This is a genomic window from Rodentibacter heidelbergensis (assembly GCF_002000125.1).
Taxonomy (GTDB): Bacteria; Pseudomonadota; Gammaproteobacteria; order Enterobacterales; family Pasteurellaceae; genus Rodentibacter; species Rodentibacter heidelbergensis.
On record NZ_MLHH01000023.1, the window covers coordinates 70,698 to 91,587 of the forward strand.

At 41.0% G+C, this 20,890-nt stretch carries 16 protein-coding genes, 1 other RNA gene and 2 pseudogenes; 4 read left to right on the plus strand and 15 right to left on the minus strand.

All coding sequences use genetic code 11. The annotated features are described in order from the left end of the window. Positions 1 to 35: 35 nt before the first annotated feature. From BKK48_RS08780 to nhaB, 3 genes and pseudogenes are all read right to left on the minus strand, one after another. Positions 36 to 794, minus strand: a pseudogene (locus BKK48_RS08780) (glycosyltransferase family 25 protein); the annotation flags it as partial. Positions 795 to 880: 86 nt separating this feature from the next. Then, positions 881 to 1,414, minus strand: a complete 534-nt coding sequence (gene dsbB, locus BKK48_RS08785) for a disulfide bond formation protein DsbB (protein ID WP_077427922.1) — start codon at positions 1,412 to 1,414, stop codon at positions 881 to 883. Positions 1,415 to 1,423: 9 nt separating this feature from the next. Continuing rightward, the gene (nhaB, locus tag BKK48_RS08790) at positions 1,424 to 2,965 is read right to left on the minus strand and encodes a Na(+)/H(+) antiporter NhaB (RefSeq protein ID WP_077427924.1); all 1,542 of its coding nucleotides are present in this window, start codon (positions 2,963 to 2,965) and stop codon (positions 1,424 to 1,426) included. A gap of 136 nt (positions 2,966 to 3,101) precedes the next feature. On the opposite strand from nhaB, the gene fadR reads away from it, so the two are divergent. Genes fadR through ruvX form a run of 4 tightly spaced genes read left to right on the plus strand, consistent with a single transcriptional unit; the run spans position 3,102 to position 5,603 of the window. Beyond that, positions 3,102 to 3,827 (plus strand): fatty acid metabolism transcriptional regulator FadR, encoded by a 726-nt coding sequence (gene fadR / locus BKK48_RS08795; RefSeq protein ID WP_077427956.1) that lies wholly within the window; start codon positions 3,102 to 3,104, stop codon positions 3,825 to 3,827. Positions 3,828 to 3,883: 56 nt separating this feature from the next. Continuing rightward, positions 3,884 to 4,621 carry a 16S rRNA (uracil(1498)-N(3))-methyltransferase gene (gene rsmE, locus BKK48_RS08800; RefSeq protein WP_077427926.1) on the plus strand — a complete coding sequence of 246 codons (738 nt, stop codon included), beginning with the start codon at positions 3,884 to 3,886 and terminating at the stop codon, positions 4,619 to 4,621. Then, positions 4,618 to 5,178: a YqgE/AlgH family protein gene (locus BKK48_RS08805; RefSeq protein WP_077427928.1), complete on the plus strand. Its 561-nt coding sequence runs from the start codon at positions 4,618 to 4,620 to the stop codon at positions 5,176 to 5,178. Before rsmE ends, BKK48_RS08805 begins: the two co-directional genes overlap by 4 nt. Then, on the plus strand, positions 5,178 to 5,603 hold the full coding sequence (gene ruvX / locus BKK48_RS08810) for a Holliday junction resolvase RuvX (RefSeq protein WP_077427930.1): 426 nt from the start codon (positions 5,178 to 5,180) through the stop codon (positions 5,601 to 5,603). Before BKK48_RS08805 ends, ruvX begins: the two co-directional genes overlap by 1 nt. 109 nt (positions 5,604 to 5,712) lie before the next feature. Here the strand turns inward: ruvX and clpB are convergent, their stop codons facing one another. The 12 genes and pseudogenes from clpB to BKK48_RS09950 form a co-directional block, all read right to left on the minus strand. Continuing rightward, positions 5,713 to 8,283 carry an ATP-dependent chaperone ClpB gene (gene clpB, locus BKK48_RS08815; protein ID WP_077427932.1) on the minus strand — a complete coding sequence of 857 codons (2,571 nt, stop codon included), beginning with the start codon at positions 8,281 to 8,283 and terminating at the stop codon, positions 5,713 to 5,715. 138 nt (positions 8,284 to 8,421) lie between these two features. Next, on the minus strand, positions 8,422 to 8,988 hold the full coding sequence (locus BKK48_RS08820) for a 5-formyltetrahydrofolate cyclo-ligase (protein ID WP_077427958.1): 567 nt from the start codon (positions 8,986 to 8,988) through the stop codon (positions 8,422 to 8,424). A 14-nt stretch (positions 8,989 to 9,002) separates the two neighbouring features. Then, positions 9,003 to 9,204: non-coding RNA, 6S RNA (gene ssrS / locus BKK48_RS08825), on the minus strand. Between the two features lie 93 nt (positions 9,205 to 9,297). Continuing rightward, on the minus strand, positions 9,298 to 10,479 hold the full coding sequence (locus BKK48_RS08830; RefSeq protein ID WP_077427934.1) for a glutathionylspermidine synthase family protein: 1,182 nt from the start codon (positions 10,477 to 10,479) through the stop codon (positions 9,298 to 9,300). 1 nt (position 10,480) lies between these two features. Beyond that, positions 10,481 to 11,098 (minus strand): hypothetical protein, encoded by a 618-nt coding sequence (locus BKK48_RS08835; RefSeq protein WP_077427960.1) that lies wholly within the window; start codon positions 11,096 to 11,098, stop codon positions 10,481 to 10,483. Then, positions 11,095 to 11,799 (minus strand): HAD-IA family hydrolase, encoded by a 705-nt coding sequence (locus BKK48_RS08840; protein WP_077427936.1) that lies wholly within the window; start codon positions 11,797 to 11,799, stop codon positions 11,095 to 11,097. The genes BKK48_RS08835 and BKK48_RS08840 overlap by 4 nt, the downstream gene beginning before the upstream one ends. After that, positions 11,800 to 12,219, minus strand: a complete 420-nt coding sequence (locus BKK48_RS08845) for a DUF2251 domain-containing protein (protein WP_077427938.1) — start codon at positions 12,217 to 12,219, stop codon at positions 11,800 to 11,802. A gap of 8 nt (positions 12,220 to 12,227) precedes the next feature. Further along, a complete protein-coding gene (locus BKK48_RS08850) occupies positions 12,228 to 12,644 on the minus strand; it encodes a type II toxin-antitoxin system VapC family toxin (RefSeq protein WP_077427940.1) in 417 nt (138 codons plus the stop codon). Positions 12,645 to 12,660: 16 nt separating this feature from the next. Further along, positions 12,661 to 13,878, minus strand: a complete 1,218-nt coding sequence (locus BKK48_RS08855) for an HlyD family type I secretion periplasmic adaptor subunit (protein WP_208604187.1) — start codon at positions 13,876 to 13,878, stop codon at positions 12,661 to 12,663. Next, positions 13,875 to 16,133 carry a type I secretion system permease/ATPase gene (locus BKK48_RS08860; RefSeq protein ID WP_077427944.1) on the minus strand — a complete coding sequence of 753 codons (2,259 nt, stop codon included), beginning with the start codon at positions 16,131 to 16,133 and terminating at the stop codon, positions 13,875 to 13,877. The genes BKK48_RS08855 and BKK48_RS08860 overlap by 4 nt, the downstream gene beginning before the upstream one ends. Positions 16,134 to 16,158: 25 nt before the next feature. Beyond that, positions 16,159 to 17,427: a TolC family protein gene (locus BKK48_RS08865; protein WP_077427946.1), complete on the minus strand. Its 1,269-nt coding sequence runs from the start codon at positions 17,425 to 17,427 to the stop codon at positions 16,159 to 16,161. Positions 17,428 to 17,841: 414 nt separating this feature from the next. Next, positions 17,842 to 20,890 (minus strand): annotated as a pseudogene (locus BKK48_RS09950) (hypothetical protein); the annotation flags it as partial.

The following is a 20,890-nucleotide window of genomic DNA, read 5'->3' on the forward strand; positions in this document are numbered from 1 at the left end:
AAAGTGCGGTCAAATTTGACCGCACTTTTACTTGAAGGGAACGGGTTTCCAAATAATCGTCTTTTTACTCTGATCCACTCTTTTTTTATTTTTTCCAAAGGTGAAGATTTTATTTGGTTATGGCTCACTTGTGCTCTCCCCGCTGAGAGGCTACTTTCAAAAGGATTAGGATTAATAATAAAATCCTGCACACAGATACCGGGTAAAAGTTGCACCACGTTATAATCTTTTTGGCTCAAAAATTCCACAAAAAGAATATCATCGGCGGGAAGTGTAAGTTGCTTATTTTGTACCTTACTGAGTAAATATTTTGCACCTTTTGGGGTAAGTGTATAGCCGGCAGCCCCTGATTGTTTAAAAGTTAAGGGAATAATTTCACGGTTGCATTTTATTTTACTTGGCTCGCCACCAAAAATTCTTCCATTCGCTTCTAATTTTAAAACATCCGTATCATCGGGTAGATAGTCAATTTCTAACAATGCCTTGGCATTTTCCCCTAGGTGAATATCGTCTTCAAAAATATTAATGTAATCTAATTGATTTTCCAGCATAAAGTGCCAAAGGAAAATATGGCTTAACGCACAGCCAATTTCCGTATCGCTTAAAAGGGCTTTGGGAGAGCGATCAAGAATGATATTGAGTTTTTCCGCCACTTCCTCAATATTTGAAGGGGTCACCGCATCGAAAAATGAAAAGGGGATATTTTGTTTGCCAAATTCATTTTCAATATGTTGGCGCCGTTTTTCGGCGGTGGTTAAACTAATGACGTAATTGTGCGTCAATGTGCCATGCATAAATGTAACTACCTATAAATTCAATAAAATCGCTAAAATACCTTTGCCTACCCAATCTCATTTACTTTTAAGAAAACCTTATTCTTTTAATTAAACAACCGTCTTTGTCTTCGGGTTTTCTTTACCTGCGCGATAAGTATCACCACAAGCACGATCACATAGACGGCAAAGATTGCCACAAGCCATTGCACCATGGTGATGCCAAATAACGACCATTGGCTGTTATCGCAAGTGCCAGTTGGGTTGAAAATACTGGGAAACCACTGATGGAAAGGGAGGGTCTCCGGAAAATTAGGGAGAAATTCGCATTGTTTCCATGGCGCAGGGTTCATTTGAAGATCAAGGTGACGAATCGAAATCATCAGCCCTTTTATCCCACTAAATAAACCTAACGCCAGTGCAATCAAACGAATAATAGGTGAATGAGGGGCAAGAAGACCAATGATGCCCGCAAAAAATAAACCGATCATGGCTAAACGTTCATATACACAAAGTACGCAAGGCTGCAAGCCCATACCATATTGGAAATAAAGTGCGGTCAATTCTAAAGCTAAACTCGACAATGCCAGTAATAGCCAAGATGAACGTTTTTCTGAAAATTGTTTAAAGAATGCGAGCATGTGTTCTCCTTAAATTGGCTGGATCAGCCCTAAATTTGCCAACCACAGGGTCGCAGCCGGTAAAATATATTCAATCGCCAATAAGCCCACTAAGGATAACACAATGGTGTAAGGTAATGCCATGTAAACCATTCTGCCATAAGAAAGGCGGATTAACGGGGCAAGGGATGAGGTTAATAAGAATAAGAATGCCGCTTGACCATTTGGTGTCGCCACAGACGGTAAGTTTGTACCGGTGTTGATTGCCACAGCAAGAAGTTCAAATTGATGTGGACTAATCACGCCATTAGTGAGGGCGGCTTTCACTTCGTTAATGTAAACCGTTGCGACGAATACGTTATCGGAAATCGCAGAAAGCAAACCATTGAAGGCGTAGAATAATACAAGCTGCGCACTTTCACTGGCAGAAAGCACATAGTGAATAATCGGTGCGAACAGTTTTTGATCAATAATCACCGCCACCACGGTAAAAAAGACCACAAGTAATGCGGTAAAAGGTAAAGATTCTTGGAAGGCTTTACCAATGACATGTTCATTCGTTACACCGGTAAATGCCGTAGCAAGCACAATCACACTTAAACCGATTAAACCCACAGCGGCTAAATGGAAAGCCAAACCAATCACAAGCCAAAGGGCGATGAGTGCTTGAATAAAGAGCTTCATTTTCTCTTGCTGTGACATTTTTTGCGTATTATTACGATCCAAACGTGCCAATACCGCCCAAACCTTACGAGGCAGTTTTGCCCCATAACCGAATAACTTAAATTTTTCTACCAAATAGCAAGTGAGCAACCCAAAAACTAAAACCGGTAAAGTCACCGGTGCCATACGGAAGAAAAATTCCATAAAATTCCAATTGGCTTGTTCGGCAATAATTAAATTCTGAGGTTCTCCCACCATTGTCATCACCCCACCGAGTGCCGTTCCCACACCGGCATGCATCATTAAACTTCTTAAAAAAGCACGAAATTGTTCTAATGTGGTGCGGTTATCCCCTAATTTATCGTCATTCGTAATATCCACAAGATCATTTAATTTGTTGCCGGATGCCACTTTGTGATAAACGCCATAAAAGCCCATCGCCACACTAATAATCACTGCTACAACGGTGAGTGCATCTAAAAAGGCGGATAAAAACGCCGCACTGGCACAGAAAGCTAAAGAAAGGGTGATTTTAGATTCAATGGCAATCAGCAAACGGGTAAAGACAAACAGTAACAGTTGCTTCATAAAATAAATGCCGGCAACCATAAACATCAGCAATAAAATCACTTCAAAATTAGCCATAATTTCCGCTTTGACGTGCGATGGACTGGTCATACCAATGATAACCGCTTCAATCGCCAGTAACCCTCCGGGGGGCAACGGATAGCATTTTAATGCCATTGCAAGGGTAAAAATAAACTCAGCAACAAGTACCCAGCCCGCTACGAAGGGACTGATAAAAAAGAAAATAATGGGATTGGCTATCAGAAAAACGAGAATAGCGAGCTTATACCAATCAGGGCTCGCCCCCAGAAAATTCTTCATTAAAGCCTGTGTGTACGTCATAAATTACTCCTGTTATTTCAAGTGTGTACATTGTAATATAGACGCCCCGAAAGGGATAATACTAAAAACAAAGATTTATTCTATAAATCATCTTTTTTTGATCTTGTTAGACTTTTCTAATTATTTTTTAATTATTATGAATACAGACAACACAATTTTAAAAGCACAGAGTCCTGCGGCACTTGCTGAGGAGTATATCGTTAAGTGCATTTGGGAGGATGTTTTTCCCGCAGGATCCAATTTACCCTCAGAACGTGATCTCTCTGATAAAATCGGGGTGACACGCACCACATTGCGTGAGGTGCTACAACGTTTAGCCCGGGATGGGTGGCTCACCATTCAACACGGAAAACCCACGAAAATCAACAATATTTGGGATACCGCCAACCCAAGTATTATCGAAACCTTAATCACTCTCGATCAAAATTCAGCGCCGTTGATTATTGATAATATGTTATCGCTACGCAGTAAAATGTCGGAATTTTACATTTATGAAGCGGTAAGAAAATCCCCCCAACAAGCCGCGCTATTATTTAATGCGTTAAATGAATTGGGTGATACGGCAGAAGATTATACGGAATTTGATTATCATATTTTTCGTCAGTTTACCGTATTGGCTAATAAGCCCTTTTATCGTTTAATTTTCAATAGTTTAAAAGGGGTATATCAAAAAATTGGGTTGCTATTTTTTAGCCATGAAGAACATCGTAAATGCACCAAGCAGTTTTATATGGAATTGCAGCAGATTTGCCAAACCGGCAATGCAGAGGCAGTAGTCAACTGTATCCGTAAGCATAATTTGCGTTCTGCCACTTATTGGAGTGGGATTTTGGAACATTTACCTCATAATCTTTCTGACTAATTAAGAAAAAGTGCGGTAAAATCAACCGCACTTTTCTTTTATTTTTTCATCACATTATGCGTATACCTCGAATTTATCATCCACAACCTCTCGAAACCCTCTCTCACTGCACCCTTTCCGATGAAGCGGCAAATCACGTTGGACGGGTGCTACGCATGACAGAAGGCGAACAGATTGAGCTTTTTGACGGCAGTAATCATATTTATCCGGCTCGGATTATTAGCGCCGGTAAAAAATCGGTGAGTGTTGAAATTTTAGGACGTGAATTTGTCGATAAAGAATCCCCCCTCAACATTCATTTAGGGCAGGTGATTTCTCGTGGTGAGCGTATGGAATTTACTATTCAAAAATCCGTTGAGTTAGGTGTCAATATCATTACACCGCTTTGGTCGGAACGCTGTGGCGTGAAGCTGGACGGCGATCGTATGGATAAAAAAATTCAACAATGGCAAAAAATCGCCATTGCCGCTTGTGAGCAATGTGGCAGAAATGTGATCCCACAAATTCGCCCCTTAATGAAATTGCAAGATTGGTGTGCAGAAAATGATGGGGCATTAAAGTTGAATTTACACCCGCGTGCCCAATATTCCATAAAAACCTTGCCCCTCATTCCAAAAGAAGGGGTGCGTTTGTTGATTGGCTCCGAGGGCGGATTATCGCCTCAGGAAATAGCCCAAACGAAGCAACAAGGTTTTACTGAGGTGTTATTAGGAAAGCGTGTATTGCGTACAGAAACGGCCTCTTTAGCCGCAATCAGCGCACTACAAATTTGTTTTGGAGATTTAGGCGAATGATGGATTTACAAGGACAATTTTTAATTGCAATGCCACATCTAACAGATTATTTTCACCGTACGGTTGTTTTTGTTTGTGAGCATAATGAGCAGGGTTCCATGGGGGTTGTGATTAACCAACCTACCGATCTCAGCATTGCGGAACTTTACAGCAAATTAAATTTTATGATGAAAAATGACCGCACTTTTGACGACACCATGGTGTTAGCAGGCGGACCAGTGCATACCGAACGTGGTTTTATTGTGCATAAAAATACCTTCAATGATTTTCAACACAGCTATAAAATCACCGATGATCTTAGTCTGACAACCTCCGCAGATATCGTGGACACGTTTGGCTCTCTACAAGCGCCGGAAAAATACCTTGTTGCACTCGGCTGTGCAGGCTGGTCAGCGGGGCAATTAGAACAAGAAATTGCTGATAATGCTTGGCTTGTCGTGCCATTCAATGAGCATATTTTATTTGATACACCTTATGAAGCGCGTTATCTTGCCGCAAACCAATTGCTCGGCATCAATATGCATAACTTTGCCACATCACAAGTAGGGCATAGTTAATGAATATCACTGCTCTCGCCTTTGATTTTGGCATGAAAAGCATTGGTTGTGCCGTAGGACAAAGCATCACCGGTACTGCTCAAGCCTTACCGGCATTTAAAGCACAAGATGGCATCCCCAACTGGGATGCCATTGAAAAATGTTTAAAAGAATGGAAACCGGATATGGTTGTGGTCGGACTTCCGTTAAATATGGATGGAACTGAGCAAGAACTCACCTTAAAAGCAAAGAAATTTGCCAACCGTTTAACCGGTCGTTTTGGCGTGAAAGTCGCATTACAAGATGAACGCCTCACCACCACCGAAGCCCGAAGTGAAATTTTTGAACGGGGCGGTTTTAAAGCCTTAAAAAAAGGCAAAATAGACGGTATCTCTGCTTGTTTAATTTTAGAAAGTTGGTTTGAAACCCAAGATACTACTTATTAAATAAAATAAAAAAACGTTGATTATCCATTATGGGATCAACGCTTTTTATTCCCTCTAAAAGAGAACCATAAAAAATGCGGTGATTTCTCACCGCACTTTCCACTAAAGACTATTGTCTTGCCATGACCTTATCATCCACATAATCCACCGTCACCACTTTGCTTGGTAGCAATTGACCGGAAAGGATTTGTTGTGCCAACGGATTTTCGATCTCTTGTTGAATTGCCCGTTTTAACGGACGTGCACCATAAACCGGGTCATAGCCCACTTCACCAATGAAATCAATAAGTGCTTCACTGAACACAATCTCATAACCACGGGTTTCCATACGTTTTGCCAAGCGTTCTAATTGAATACTTGCAATGGCACGGATATTTTCTTTCGCAAGCGGATGGAACACGACGGTTTCATCAATCCGGTTGATAAATTCCGGACGGAAATGTTGTCCGACCACCGACATCACTCGATTTTTCATTTCCTCATAGCCTTCGCCTTGATGTTCCTGAATAAGATGAGAACCCAAGTTTGAAGTCATAATCACCACGGTATTGCGGAAATCGACCGTTCTGCCTTGTCCATCAGTTAAACGACCATCATCTAACACTTGTAACAAAATATTGAACACATCAGCATGGGCTTTTTCTACTTCATCAAGCAAAATCACCGAATAGGGGCGACGACGTACGGCTTCCGTTAAATAACCGCCCTCTTCATACCCCACATAACCCGGAGGCGCCCCCACTAAACGGGAAACACTGTGTTTTTCCATAAATTCCGACATATCAATACGCACCATGGCATCGTCACTGTCGAATAAGAATTTTGCCAAAGTTTTACACAATTCCGTTTTCCCGACACCTGTTGGACCAAGGAATAAGAAAGAACCAATCGGAGGGTTTGGGTCTGACAACCCTGCACGGCTACGGCGAATGGCATTAGCGACAGCATCTACCGCTTCGTTCTGTCCAATCACACGTTTGTGCAATTCTTCTTCCATACGCAACAGTTTTTCTTTTTCCCCTTCCATCATTTTGGACACCGGAATACCTGTGGCTTTGGAAAGCACTTCGGCAATTTCTTCATCGGTAACCCGATAACGCAACAAGCTCATTTCTTTGCCTTCGCTAGTTTCAGCCTGTGCCAGTTGTTTTTCCAATTCAGGAATGCGCCCATATTGAAGTTCTGACATTTTGCTTAAATCACCGGCACGACGGGCTTGCTCCATTTCGGTTTTTGCCGCATCCAGTTCTTGTTTAATATGTTGTGAACCGGAAAGGGTAGCTTTTTCGGATTTCCATACCTCTTCTAATTCTGCATATTCACGCTCTTTGTCAGCCAGCTCTTTTTCTAACATTTCCAAGCGCTTGCGGCTTGCCTCATCTTCTTCTTTTTTCAACGCCTGTTGTTCCAATTTTAATTGGATAATACGGCGTTCAAGACGATCAAGCGGTTCCGGTTTGGAATCAATTTCCATTCGAATACTGGAGGCCGCCTCATCAATTAAATCAATGGCTTTATCCGGTAATTGGCGATCGGAAATATAACGATGCGAAAGGGTCGCCGCTGCTACAATGGCCGGATCGGTAATATCCACATGATGGTGAATTTCATAGCGTTCTTTTAAACCACGCAAAATAGCAATGGTATCTTCCACACTCGGTTCATCCACAAACACTTTTTGGAAACGGCGTTCCAATGCGGCATCTTTTTCAATATATTGACGGTATTCATCAAGCGTGGTCGCCCCCACACAGTGCAATTCCCCCCGTGCCAAACTTGGTTTTAACAAGTTACCGGCATCCATTGCGCCATCGGTTTTACCGGCACCCACCATAGTGTGTATTTCATCAATAAATAAAATGACCCGACCTTCTTCTTTTGCCAGCTCATTTAATACGGCTTTCAACCGCTCTTCAAATTCACCTCGGTATTTTGCCCCAGCAATTAATGCCCCCATATCTAAGGAAAGCACACGTTTATTTTTCAGCCCTTCCGGCACTTCACCATTGACGATACGTTGTGCCAACCCTTCGACAATGGCGGTTTTCCCCACGCCCGGTTCACCAATTAAAACCGGATTATTTTTAGTTCGGCGTTGTAACACTTGAATGGTTCGGCGAATTTCTTCATCACGTCCGATCACTGGGTCAAGTTTGCCGCTTTCTGCCCGTTTGGTTAAATCAATGGTATATTTTTCCAGAGCTTGTCTGCTTTCTTCTGCATTTTGATCGTTCACGCTTTGTCCTCCACGAATTTGTTCAATAGCTTGTGCAATTTGTTCTTTTTTAGCACCACACTTGGTGAGAATATCTTTTAACGAACCTCGTTCTTCGAGTGCGGCAAGCAAAAACAATTCGCTTGAAATAAATTTATCTTGTCTTTGTTGTGCGAGTTTGTCACATAAATTCAATAGGTTAAGTAATTGGCGGGAAATTTGCACATCCCCACCATTGCCAGAAACCTGTGGCAATTTATTCAATTCTTGATTTAATTCATTCCGTAATAGCGTAACATTGACGCCACTTGCGGTTAAAATCGGCGCAATTGAACCGTCCTGTTGGTTTAAAAGTGCGGTCAATAAATGCACCGGTTCGATAAATTGATTATCTTTTCCAATCGCAAGAGATTGCGCTTCACTCAAGGCTTGTTGGAATTTTGTCGTAAATTTTTCTATATTCATTGGTATCTTTTCCCTATTCATTGATAGTCAATTGGCTTTCGCCGTTCACACTGGGTAAGTAAGATCGTTTGAGATGATTTCAAGGGGAAAGAGGAAATATTTTTGGTTTTACCTATCAATTAAATTGAAATGATAGATTCATCCAACCAAAATATCAAAAAGCGGTACATCCCAATGTTCGATAGGTAGGGCTTCCACTTGCTGGCAGGAATGAGCTAAACCAATAGGGAGAAAAGATTTTTGTTGCCAATTCTGCAGAGTTCGATCATAAAAACCCCCGCCCATACCCAGTCGGTTACCTTGTTTATCAAAGGCAACTAAGGGGGTAAAAAGCATATCCAGCTCATTGAGCGGCAACACATGTTGAACATTTAATTTCGGCTCCCAAATACCAAAATGATTTTGAACCATCGGGGTGCCGGGTAAATAACGCAAAAACAATAAATGATGTTTAGCAAAGGGATGCAAAACGGGCAAAAACACCTTTTTATCTTGTTGCCATAGGGCTTTGATTAACAATTGAGTGGAAATTTCACCATCAAAAGCCAGATATAAAGCGATATTTTTTGCCTGATAGGCCTCAATTACATCAAGCGCTTGAGCAGTTATCCTATGCTCTGCCTGTTGCTGTTGAAGTGCGGTCAAATTGGCGCGCGTTTTTCGAATTTGGCGGCGAATGTATTGGCGTTGTTGTTGGATATTCATAGAGATGAAAGAAGAAAGGACCCAGAGTGCCGTTGCGGGTGGCAGTCCTTGAACCCGACGGTTCAAGGAAATCGATAAGGTCATTTTTAGGTTTCTTAGTTCCTTTATTATTGAATAATAAAGGCCAAGCCTACACACCAATGACGGGAAACCGATTTATAAGATTTTAAGTATCGGCTCAGGGACATAACCCACTGACGAACACTCCAGGAAATCTTTATGTGAGCTATACTAGCGGAAAGCTTGCTTTTTTGCCAGTCTAATTTTTAAAAATTATTATGTTGTTTATACGCCCTAAAACAGCCCCGATTAGGGCACAAAATAATGTGGCACAAAATGGCTATCATTTCCGGTGACGGCCGTGAAATCCTCACGCAATCCCATACCACAAGCCACATCGCCAATGACCCAAGAACCAATGACGGGATACATGCCGTCAAAGTTGGGTAATTCAAATTTTTGTTGGTAAATATAGCCTGAGGTATCATAAAACGCTGAATGTTCACTCCCTTTAGCGGCAAACTCGATGCCATTACTTTTCTCATAATAGAATACGTTCGCCCCTTCCCGACCAAGCAGTGGTTTTTTCACCCAAATCGCATTTTGGTCGGTAATATCAAATGGGTTGAAATAAGCCGGCAGTAAATTCGGGTGATTTGGATAACGCTGCCATAATTTGGCAAGTAATGCCTTGTTGCTTAAGAGCATTTTCCAAGCCGGTTCAATAAAATGCGTGTTTGCAGTCGGGATATGTTGAGCAAATTCCGCGCCGCTTAACCATTCTAAAGGATAGAGTTTGAACAGCATCTCAATAGGTGCATCGTTTAAATCAACAAATTCTTTGCTTGCTTTGTTATAGCCAATATCTTCCACCGCAAGTTGATGAATGTTCCACCCGGCATTGTAAGCCACATCGGCAAGATAATCTAAATTTCCCCAATCTTCTCGTCCGGCTTCTTGCATAGCACTGAAATAGAAATCACTTTTTCCACTTTGCTGTTTGAGAAAGGTGAAATGTTTAAGTAACTCTTCGTGAATCCAATTAAATTGGTCACGATGATGAAGGCCTTCGATTTGTTCTAACCATTGCCATTGCACAATGGCTGCCTCTAACAAAGAAGTGGGCGTATCGGCGTTATATTCAAACATTTTCAAATTTTCGCCATCATAACCAAAGTCAAAACGGCCATATAAATAAGGCGCTTGCTTACGCCACGCATCTTCAATCAACTGCTTTTGCCAATCGGTGAAACGATAATGGGCATAATCACCCTGTTTAATTTCATTAGCGACAAAATCTAAACACATGGCGTGCAGTTCATTTGTGGTATCTTCTATGCGATCAATTTCCGCCAAAGTAAATTCATAGGCGACATTATCCGACCAATAATGAGAACCATCACTAGAGGGCAAATTGTAGTAATCAAACCCGACATCAAGCAGTTGTTTCACCATATCTGGTCGGGTTGGAAAACCGGTTACACGTTTCATATTATCCTCCGCTACTGCGGTTTGAATTGTTTGGACTGGTAAAACCGCCTCGTGAAACTGGTTTGCTGTTCATACTTCCTGCATTGCCTTTTACCAACATAGGTTTGCCCACAGAACGGTTGGTCTGCGGTTGGATCACCTGCCCTGTCGGGGTGGAAACCGCACGGTTACTTGGATGATAACTTGGGCCTAAGAAATTACTGATCGCACGGGCCGCCATATACCCCATAACACCGCCGGCAATCGCCGCCCCCAAGGAAGGATCACGGCTTTCGGCATTGGCCGTGGTTTCACCATTTGTATTGTTGGCGTCTGTTGTTGAGTTATTTTGATTAGCGTTTTGCCATTCATCATTGACTGTATTGGCATTTTCACCCTGATTGCGTAACCCTAACCCGGAAAGCGAATGGGTGTTTTGTTGGGACTGCTCAGGTACATTAGCAGGCGCAGCCTGTGCATTTTCTGTATTTTTATCTGCCTCACATAACTCAATTTTTTTCCAATCTGCAAGACAGTCTTCAAGAGAGTGATACACATCTCGTTGTACTTCTTCTTCCGAGCAGCCGCCTAATAAAGCCACAATGGAAAGGGTAACAAGAATTTGATTTTTCTTTTTCATAGCCATAATAATTCAGTTAAATGGTTAATTTCTAAGGTAGGTAACAGGGTTGCTTGTGGAAAATCAACGAGATGTTTATCCGATAGATTAATCCATACCGCTTGGCAACCAGCTTGAACTGCCCCCTGAACATCTGTGGTTAAATTATCGCCCACATGCAAAATTTCCTGTGGCGAAACATTGAAATAGCGTGAGGTTTTATGGAACAGGTCTTCATGAGGTTTTGCTCTGCCATGTTCACCGGCCCGCAAAATCAGGTCAAATTGAGATAATCCAATGCGTAAAGGATCCACATTGCCATTGGTAATAGCACAGAGTTTATAATGTGTTTTTAATTGATTTAATACCCTTAGCGATGCTTGGGGAACATCAATTTGGTGACGCCAATGTAAAAATTCTTCCATGGCGTACGATAAAGTGCGGTCAATTTCAGCCACATTTTTTCCCTTCGCCTTTAAAAATTGGCGTAACGCCTCTTCCCGCCACTTCGTCACATCTTCGCTTAAAAGTGGATTTTCTTGTGCAATACGGTCTTTCCAATCCAACCACTCTGTTTCAAACGTTGGGCATTGAGTGAGCGCTTGAGTGAATTGCACAAAGCGTGAAACCGCCTGACGAATGACATCATGGTTATCATAGAGTGTGTCATCTAAATCAAAGCTAATGACTTTGAAAGGCTGAAGATTGCGATAAAATTTCATTTACTTGATAGTTTTCACGCCAAGCCATTGCTCGGCTTTATCGTTGGTCAGTTCTTCTCGTGTCCACAGGCTCATTAAATTCGGTTGTGGATATTTATTACTGTTATAACCGACTAAACGGGCAAAATCAAATACCGCATGGGGATAACCGTTAATTAAAAGCAAAGCTAAATAACCGCTTTCATCCCAACAAATTTCTAATTTACGGGCTTCATGATGATTTGAAGTGGAATCCACATTATAAACGTGCAACACATCAACAATAGGTTGACCGTTTTGACGCATATCCATCGCATAAAAATAACCGGTTTCACCGTCATCTTCAAACATCACCGCAAAGTGATCATAAACCGTAGAATGTGTGCCAACTTGTTTGGGTTGCCCAAGAAAAAGTTCATCTTCAAGAGTGAGGTGGAGCATATCAATTCCTATTTTTTAGAATTGAGAAGAAACGGCTTATTATAGTCGAGGATAAGATTATCGGCAGTCATAAAGTAAATATTTTCTGCATCTGCTTGTGCTAATAACAACCTGTCAAACGGATCTTTATGTACAAAAGGATAGTTTGATGATTTAACAATATGAGAAAGCTCAATCGGCAATAAATGGCATCCTACGGAAATAAGCCCCTGTTCAAGCTTTTCGACATCAACATTAAAGTGAGGTTTTCCTAAACTGGATTTTATTGATATTTCCCAAAGACTTGCGAGGCTAAAATATAATTCATTTCTAAAATCCTCCAATAATTCAATGGCTTGATGAGAAAGTTTTGATTTATCATCAAAGGCTAGCCAAAGTAAAATATGTGTATCTAATAAAAAAGCGTGCGGAACTTTATTTTCCACGCGCTTTTATCTTTGATTAACGTTCTTGTAATGCCTGTTTCATACGGGTGATTGGTTTGATGAGATATTGAAAAACGGTTTTTTCACCGGTTTTAATATCGACCGTTGCCGTCATCCCCGGCGTAATATCCAATTTTTGACCTTTACTATCCGTGATGGCTCTTCCTTGCGTTTCAATCAAAATCCGATAATAGGCTTGATCCGCATTTAAGTTCAATTCACTGCGACGGCGCTCGTCTTGTAATGTATCCGGGCTTATCAGCGTAACCTTTCCTTCAAGCCCACCATAGATAGAATAATCATAGGCACTGATTTTGACTAAAGCAGGTTGCCCCGGTCGAATAAATGCCACATCTTTCGGGCTAATGTAAGCCTGCACAAGTAGAGTGTCATCTAAAGGGACAATTTCAAGGATATCTTGTCCTGCCTGCACCACCCCACCTACGGTATTGATACGGATATTTTTCACTACCCCACGCAACGGTGCTTTGATTTGCGAACGTTCTACCGGATCAGCCCGCATTGCCATATTTTCACGGGCTTGGGCAAGCTCGGACTCTGCCTGCACCAGTTCATTATTCGCATCAGCTGAATAACGGTTACGGCGCTCTGCGATTTGCTGAGCAAAATCAGACGATTGTCTTTGCATTCGGAGCAATTCTACTTGAGAAACCACCCCTTTTTTTACCATAGGCTGTGTAATAGCGATCTCTCTATCCAAAAGTGATTTACTTTCGCTCAAACCATTTACCGCATCAAGCATCGCTTTACGACGCGCATTATAGGCGGCAGTTTCCCGTGAAACGACCTCTTCAGGAATATCGTCGGCAAAGACTAAAGGTTTATTGGCAGACTCTGCTTGTAAACGAGCCACCACCGCGCGTAGGTTTTGTACTTTTGCTTCACTTTCACGCAATATTGCAGAACTACGGGTATCATCAAGGGTTAGTAGCACTTGCCCCTTTTCGACAATATCCCCCTCTTTTACTTTCATTTCTTGAATAATCCCCGGATCCAAACTCTGAACAATCTGTTCACGGCTACTTGGAATAACACTGCCTTGTCCACGGGTGACTTCTTCAAGCGGGCTAAAATACGCCCATATAACAAAAGTGACGAGGAAAAGAAAAAAGAGAATAATGACTGAAAAAATACCTCGGTGTTTTTCAACCTGCAGTGCGGCATTCAAATCATTAATTAAAGCTAAATCCGATTGTTTTATTTTTTCACTCACGATTGTGCTCCTTCATCCTTATCAGCTTCCGACTTTTGCTGTGGCTGTGGCTGTGGCTGTGGCTGTGGCTGTGGCTGTGGCTGTGGCTGTGGCTGTGGCTGAGTTTGATTTTTTTGTGCTTGCTGCTCAACTTGTTTTTGTTCATTGTTTCTTAAATGTTCCAATACCGCATCCCTTGGGCCGTCAATCACCACTTTGCCGTTATCCATCACAATAATACGATTGACTAATTTCAACACTTGAGGACGGTGGGTCACCATAATCATCGTTCGATTACCTATCCAACGGGCAAGGGCTTGTAAGACCATTTCTTCCGTCCCCTGATCAAGATCGCTGGTCGGTTCATCCAGTAATACAACACGAGGATCTTTAATGGTTAAACGAGCAAGTGCAACCAATTGTTTTTGACCTCCGGATAAACCTTGTCCGTTTTCACCCAACGGCATATCTAATCCTCTCGGGTGGCTATTCACCAAATGCTCTAAACCAAAGCGATGTAAGGCATTAATCAATTCAACATCACCGGCAAAATTATCCGATCTGGCAATGTCCAAATTGTCACGCAATGATCCCAAGAATAGTCGAGGAGATTGTCCAAATAACGCGACTTGATTGCGGATATAATTCGGATCAATTTGACGCAAATCCACATTATCTAAAGTCACATTGCCGGCATTAGGCTCATATAAACCGGCCGCAAGTTTTAATAAGGTACTTTTACCGCTCCCGATACGCCCCAAAATGGCGACCTTTTCACCAGGGTTGATAGTAACAGACAGTTTCGATAATGCATTTGGCGTTTCTTTATTATATTGAAAATCTACATCGTTAAAGGTGATCTTGCCTTGCGTTTGCTTTAAGGTGATGTATTTACGGTCTGCCACCCGTTCTATCGGACGATTGACAATATCATCCACCCCTTTTAATGCCAAACGGGCTTGCTGGAAACGAGTTGCCAATCCGGCGATTTGAGCAAGAGGAGCTAATGCCCGTCCGGATAAAATTACCGAGGCAATTAACGCCCCCATGGTAATACGGCTAGCTTCGTCTTCACTATGGATTAAATAGGTCCCTAAAAGCACTAAAAACACGGTATTGAGCTGCTGTAATCCGACAGAAAAATTCACGACAAAGTTACTTAGATCTTTCACTTTAATCTGAGAAGCCGATGTTTTTGCTGTGTACATATCCCAACGTTGCTGTGCCCAATTTGTGGCATTATTGGCTTTCAATGTTTCAATGCCATCTAATGCTTCAACAATCAACCCCTGACGTTGTGAGGCTTCACGCATTGATTCATTAATTCTTGCTGCTAATTTAGGTTGTACGGCAATGCCTACAAGAATGACCGTTGGAATAATAATGAGTGGAACAATGGCTAATTTCCCACCAATTAAATAAATAACGAAAACGAATAAAAAGAGGAAAGGTAAATCCACCAACACAAGCAAACTTGCACTGGTCATAAATTCACGGACAGATTCAAAATCACGGAGATTATTGGCATAAGATCCTGACGATGCTGGTTTATCGATTAATCTCAATGCCATCACCCGTCTAAATAACGCCGAGCTAATAATGAGGTCTGCTTTTTTACCTGCAATATCTGTTAAATGTCCACGGATCATTTTGGCGGCAAACTCAAAACTAATCGCCAAAACCACCCCGATACTCAATGCCCATAGGGTTTCATAGGTTTTATTTGGAATGACACGATCATAGACATTCATCACATAGAGTGAGCTCACCAATGCCAAGAAATTAATAATAAAAGTGGCTAAAATGACCTGACCATAATAGGCTTTAAAACGCCAAATGACTTTCCAGAACCACGCCTTTGGCAAATGATATTCCGGTAATTCAGAACGAATATCAGAGGTCATCTTTGGCTTAATAAACCAACAGTAGCCCAGATAAATGTCTTGAAGCTCCTGATAATCTAATATCCGTTCTACATTATCCGTTTGGCGAATATGAAAACGGCGGTTTACTCCCGCACCTTCAATTTTGCTAATCACCAAAGCTTCTTCATTTTTTAAAATCGCGAGAACCGGTGTGGCAAGACTAGGAATATCCGTCAGTGGACGTTTTGAAATAGAATTCTCAAAACCATAGGTTTTCAGTACTTCTCTTAAAGAGGATAAATTTACATCTAACCGCTGATCTCTCATCACTTGTGCAGTTAATGCTTCCTGTGCAATAGGCGTTCCATGTAATTGAGTCACTAACGCCAAATGTTCAATAATTGATTTCATATAGGTTATGTACTTCTTTTATTATTTATTTAAATTTTGTGGATGATTTTTCTGAATCTACCCAATTGGCGATACGAGATTGAGAAGCTAAATAAGCCATCGCTGCATCACGAAAATCATTACGCGCGGTTACTTCATCAAGCTGTACCCGTGAAAGCTCTTGATATGAGTTTAAAAGATCGATCAAACTCTTTGCCGCCACATCAAATTGAAGCCGATTATCCTCAACCACCTTACGTTGCAATGCAATTTGCTTCCTTGCGACTTCTGCCAATCTTTGGTTTCTCACCATATCGGTTTCAGAAGTTAAGGATTTTTCTTTCACCGAAAGCTCAATTTCACGCAATTTCGCTTCTGCTGCTTTTTGTGAATAGTAACGTTGTTGTTCTTCATATTTCGTTGCAGGATTATAAATATCCCACGACATATTCAGATAAACCTCATGCTCATGACGACTTGCCGTACTTTCTAAATTAATTGCCGGTAAACGTCTTGCTTTTGCCGCCTTCACTGCCGCTTTTGAGCTGTTAAACTCGGCTTGTTGGGCTAAATAACTGGGGTTTTGTGTGATGTCCGCATTTTTATAACGGCTAATAAAGGTTTTAACATTGATATGATTGAAGGGATCAACTAAATCTTTTTCGGTTAACACCTGCCCACGATTGTAGCGACTTAAACGGTTTAACGCAGATTGCATAATTCGCTCTTGCATTAAAATCGTGGTTTCCACCTGATTTTTACGGGAAAGCGCCTCGTTAACTTCTGAATAACGCCCTTCATCATAAGTCGCAATCACACCTAAATCTCTTAGAGTTTTCTGATGCCAACGTAAGCTTTCTTTATATACTGCAATGGTTTCTTTTGCCCGAAGTGCGGTCAAATAAAGCTGAGAAATTTCTAACCCCATATTTTCCTGGGTTTCGGTTAAAGCGTGTTGATAGTAAGTTTCACGATGTTTATCACGCTCAATTTCTGCTTCAACCCCACCCCAAGCATAAAGATTAACCCGAGCCGCCACGCCCGGCCCGGAACGACGTTCACTCGTATAACGATGTTGTTGACTTAATACGGAAGTCCCTGTTAAAGACACCACAGGCAAATGCCCCGCCTCAGAAACTTTTGTTTGACTTTCCGCCGCCGCAATATTCGCTTTTGCCTCATCGAGTGTTGGATCAGCAACAAAGGCGTATTGTAAAATTTCGTTTAATGTGGTTTTCGCAAAAAGATTTGGCGAAAATAAAGAAAACACACTGGCAAGTGCCAATGAATATTTTGCAAAAGGGAAATATTTCATAACATTCCTTTCAAATTTGTGATTTGTTTCAGTTGTTCGATTTCATTAGTTTTTTCTAAAGATTTGCATTGTTGAAGACAATGGAAAACGAGGACAAATTTATATCTATTTATCTTAAAAAATCTTACGCTTTTCTACTTTTTTTTCAATTGGAAACTGGTCTGATCTACTGCCTTTAATCCCCTCTCATAAGATAAATATGTTTTACATTAAAAAAGCGATATTCCTTATATTAATTTGAATATCAGATTGAAAATAAAAAAGAAGGTGTCTTAATCATCATATTGATGCGCGTCCTTTACATCATTCTATTCTGTATAAATAAAATCTTATAAAAATTTAACCGCACTTTTATCAAAAATCCCCAAAGTGTCCACTTAGGGGATTTTGATTAAGTTAAATCACTAAATAATATTAGATGATTTGGATGCCTTGTTGGATATAGATAGCTTCATCGTTGACACTACCATCAGAACCACGATAAGTATATTTATCATAGATAATGCCCTCATGATTAACATCAGATTCTGTTTTTTCCCAGAAATTCCAGTTAGATTTAATCACACCGCCACTATCTTTAAATTTAGTACCATTTATTGCTTTGCCGTTATCACCAAAGTCAACAGTATCATTTGTACCGCCTTTAATATAGATAGCTTTTGTAGTGTCATTAGCTTGAGTAATATACGCATTAGTTATACCAATGGTTTGTGCTGCTGGATCAGTTAAATCAATTACTTCAAAATTTAATACATTTTGTAAGCTAACTTTTCCATCTGATTTGGTTAATACTAAGGTATCGTTACCATCACCACCGTCGAGGCGACCATAGGCTGCACCGGTTTCAATTTTGTCTCCCATAATAGCAACGTCATCCCCGGCACCAAGTTTCGCTTCTTGCCGTGCAAATAATCCACTGACAGAGAACGTATCATCACCATCTCCCATATCAATTACACCACTAGCCGGTGCTTTTGTTCCGACGGATTTAGCAATAAAGACATCATTACCATTACCAAAGGTAATTTCATTTTTATCGTGCATAACACCAACTTCCATATAGTTATCGCCATTACCAAAACTAATTGTTTTAGTTCCTGCGAAATCTTTACTGGTGTCTGCTCGTAACACATCATTACCATCACCGTAACTAATATCAAGAGTAGCGGCTTGAAGTGTTGTTCCTCCAAAATTGAGTACGTTATTACCTTCACCCATTCTGATGGTATAACGACCAATTTCAAATTTACCACCGAAGGTAATTTTATCGTTCCCCTCTCCCATATCGAAATAACCTTCTCGAGCGGTTCCCATAGATTGAAGAGTACCACGAACCTGAATGTGGTCATCACCGGCTCCCATTTCGATACGATCTGTCCCACCGATATAGACACCACGCCCCACAGAGCCGTTATACCAACCCATCTCACCAAAGTTATCTAAGCCAATGATAAGAGTATCATTTCCATCTGTAGCTGCAAATGTCTGAGGATTATCTGCAACAAGGGAGGCTGATTGTCCTCCTACATTAGGTGAGAACCCTGCGATGACACCATCATCAAAATTATTACCATTAGGGTTCAAACCTTTTTCTAATGTGTAATCATTAAATAAGTTTCTTACTGCATTAACTTTCGTTTCAGAAACATTACCTGCCGCATCAATAACCTGAATAGTAATACTACCTGCAACTTTACGGTTCCAATTCGCTAAATTAAGGGTATAAGTACCATCACCATTATCAGTAGCATCATGAGGGCCAGTCTCGCCTGTACCATTATGATATTTATACTTAATAGTGGCGCCAATCTCTGACACTCCATCAGCTTGAATAATCATAGTATTGGTATCTGCATTTAACTCCTTAACATCCATTGCTTCAACAATAGTATCTAGACGATAATTAAATACTTTTTCCGATAAATCTGCACCATTAGCATCTTCAACAACTACTTTATAACGATAAAGCGCATTTGTTGTTTCTGCTTGTGGTGTTGTTGGCTTAACTGTGTAATCAAGACCATTATTTGTCATTTGATCTGTCAAGTCCTCAACACGTCCCTCATTACCGTCAACAATTGTATAACGCAATACCTTAACCACTTGACCTGATTTAGGTTCTTTATCCAATGTGAAGTGGAGTTCTGCACTCGGATCATTAGTTAAACCAGTCTGACGACTAATTGCTTTCGTCGCATCAGTATCAGCCATTCCATCGATACGTCCTACATATTTATCTGTATCCGTATAAAAATCAGTCACATTTGGTGCATCATCCGTTAATTTATCTTGAAGATAAATATCAGTTACAACTGGTGCTGCTTCAGTTTTATCCGTATCGGTTGCTTCTTTTCCATCAGCAATTGCTTTAGCCGTAACTTCATAAGCAGTATCAAATTTAGGGCTATTGAGTTCAGTTGCTACTTCTGTAGTTTCCTCTTCACCTTCACCAGTTACAGTTGTTGTTACTGTTTTTGTAGGAACTTTAATTTCCCAAGTACCATCAGCACCAACTGTCGCTTTACCAGTGAAATAGGCTTCCCCATTAGCAGTGATTGTAACATCAACCTCTGTATCAGCAGGAACATTAGCACTTGTACCTTTTACTACAAAGCCATTAACAACTTTTGTTACACCATTTTTTGTCGTATTACTGATTTCTTCAGTTGCAATATTTGATGGTAAGAATTGAGCATAGCCATCTGTACCTTCAGCGACTTGATCCTGACCGGCGATACTTGTGATATCGATTGATGGTGTCGGATCCTCTACATCTTTCGATGTATCGTTAACAGTAACTTCGTTACCCTCAATACCGCCAACGGTAAATTTACCTTTTTCTGCACCTTCAGTCGTTGTATCTTCTTTCACAGGTGTCGTAATCGTGAACTCTTTCACACCAGCTGGAACATTTAATGTGCCATCTGTATTTAAGGTTACATCATTGCTGAATGTAAATTCAGATTTATCCGCAAAGTCGCTTTCACCTAACTGACCTTTTTCTGTACCATTTGGTAGGGTAAAGGCAAGTTTATCGTTACCGTTGTTGTTATTCAACTTCACAGTGGTAACGATTGCTTTACCTTCATCGGTTGGTGTAGTAGAAACAACTCCATCACCATTGGTATTATCAACGGCTGCATCTTTTGCATCAGTACCTGCATTCTTCTCTTCTGCATCAGCAGTGTTACCTGCATCATTTGTACCTTTCGCATTCACCGGTTCACCATCTTTCACTTTGTCAGATGGGATAGTGATAACGCCCGTATCTGGATCTACAGTTGCACCTGTATCACCTGCATCAGGAATTGTCCATTTACCATCAGGACCTTTTTCTGCTGTGACAGTCTTATCCTTACCATCTTCGCCTTTAAAGGTAACATCCACTTTCTTGTTGTCTTCACCTGGTGTTACGGTGACTGTACCGTCATTGTCTGGTGAAGCAATGGTTGGTTTGTCAGCA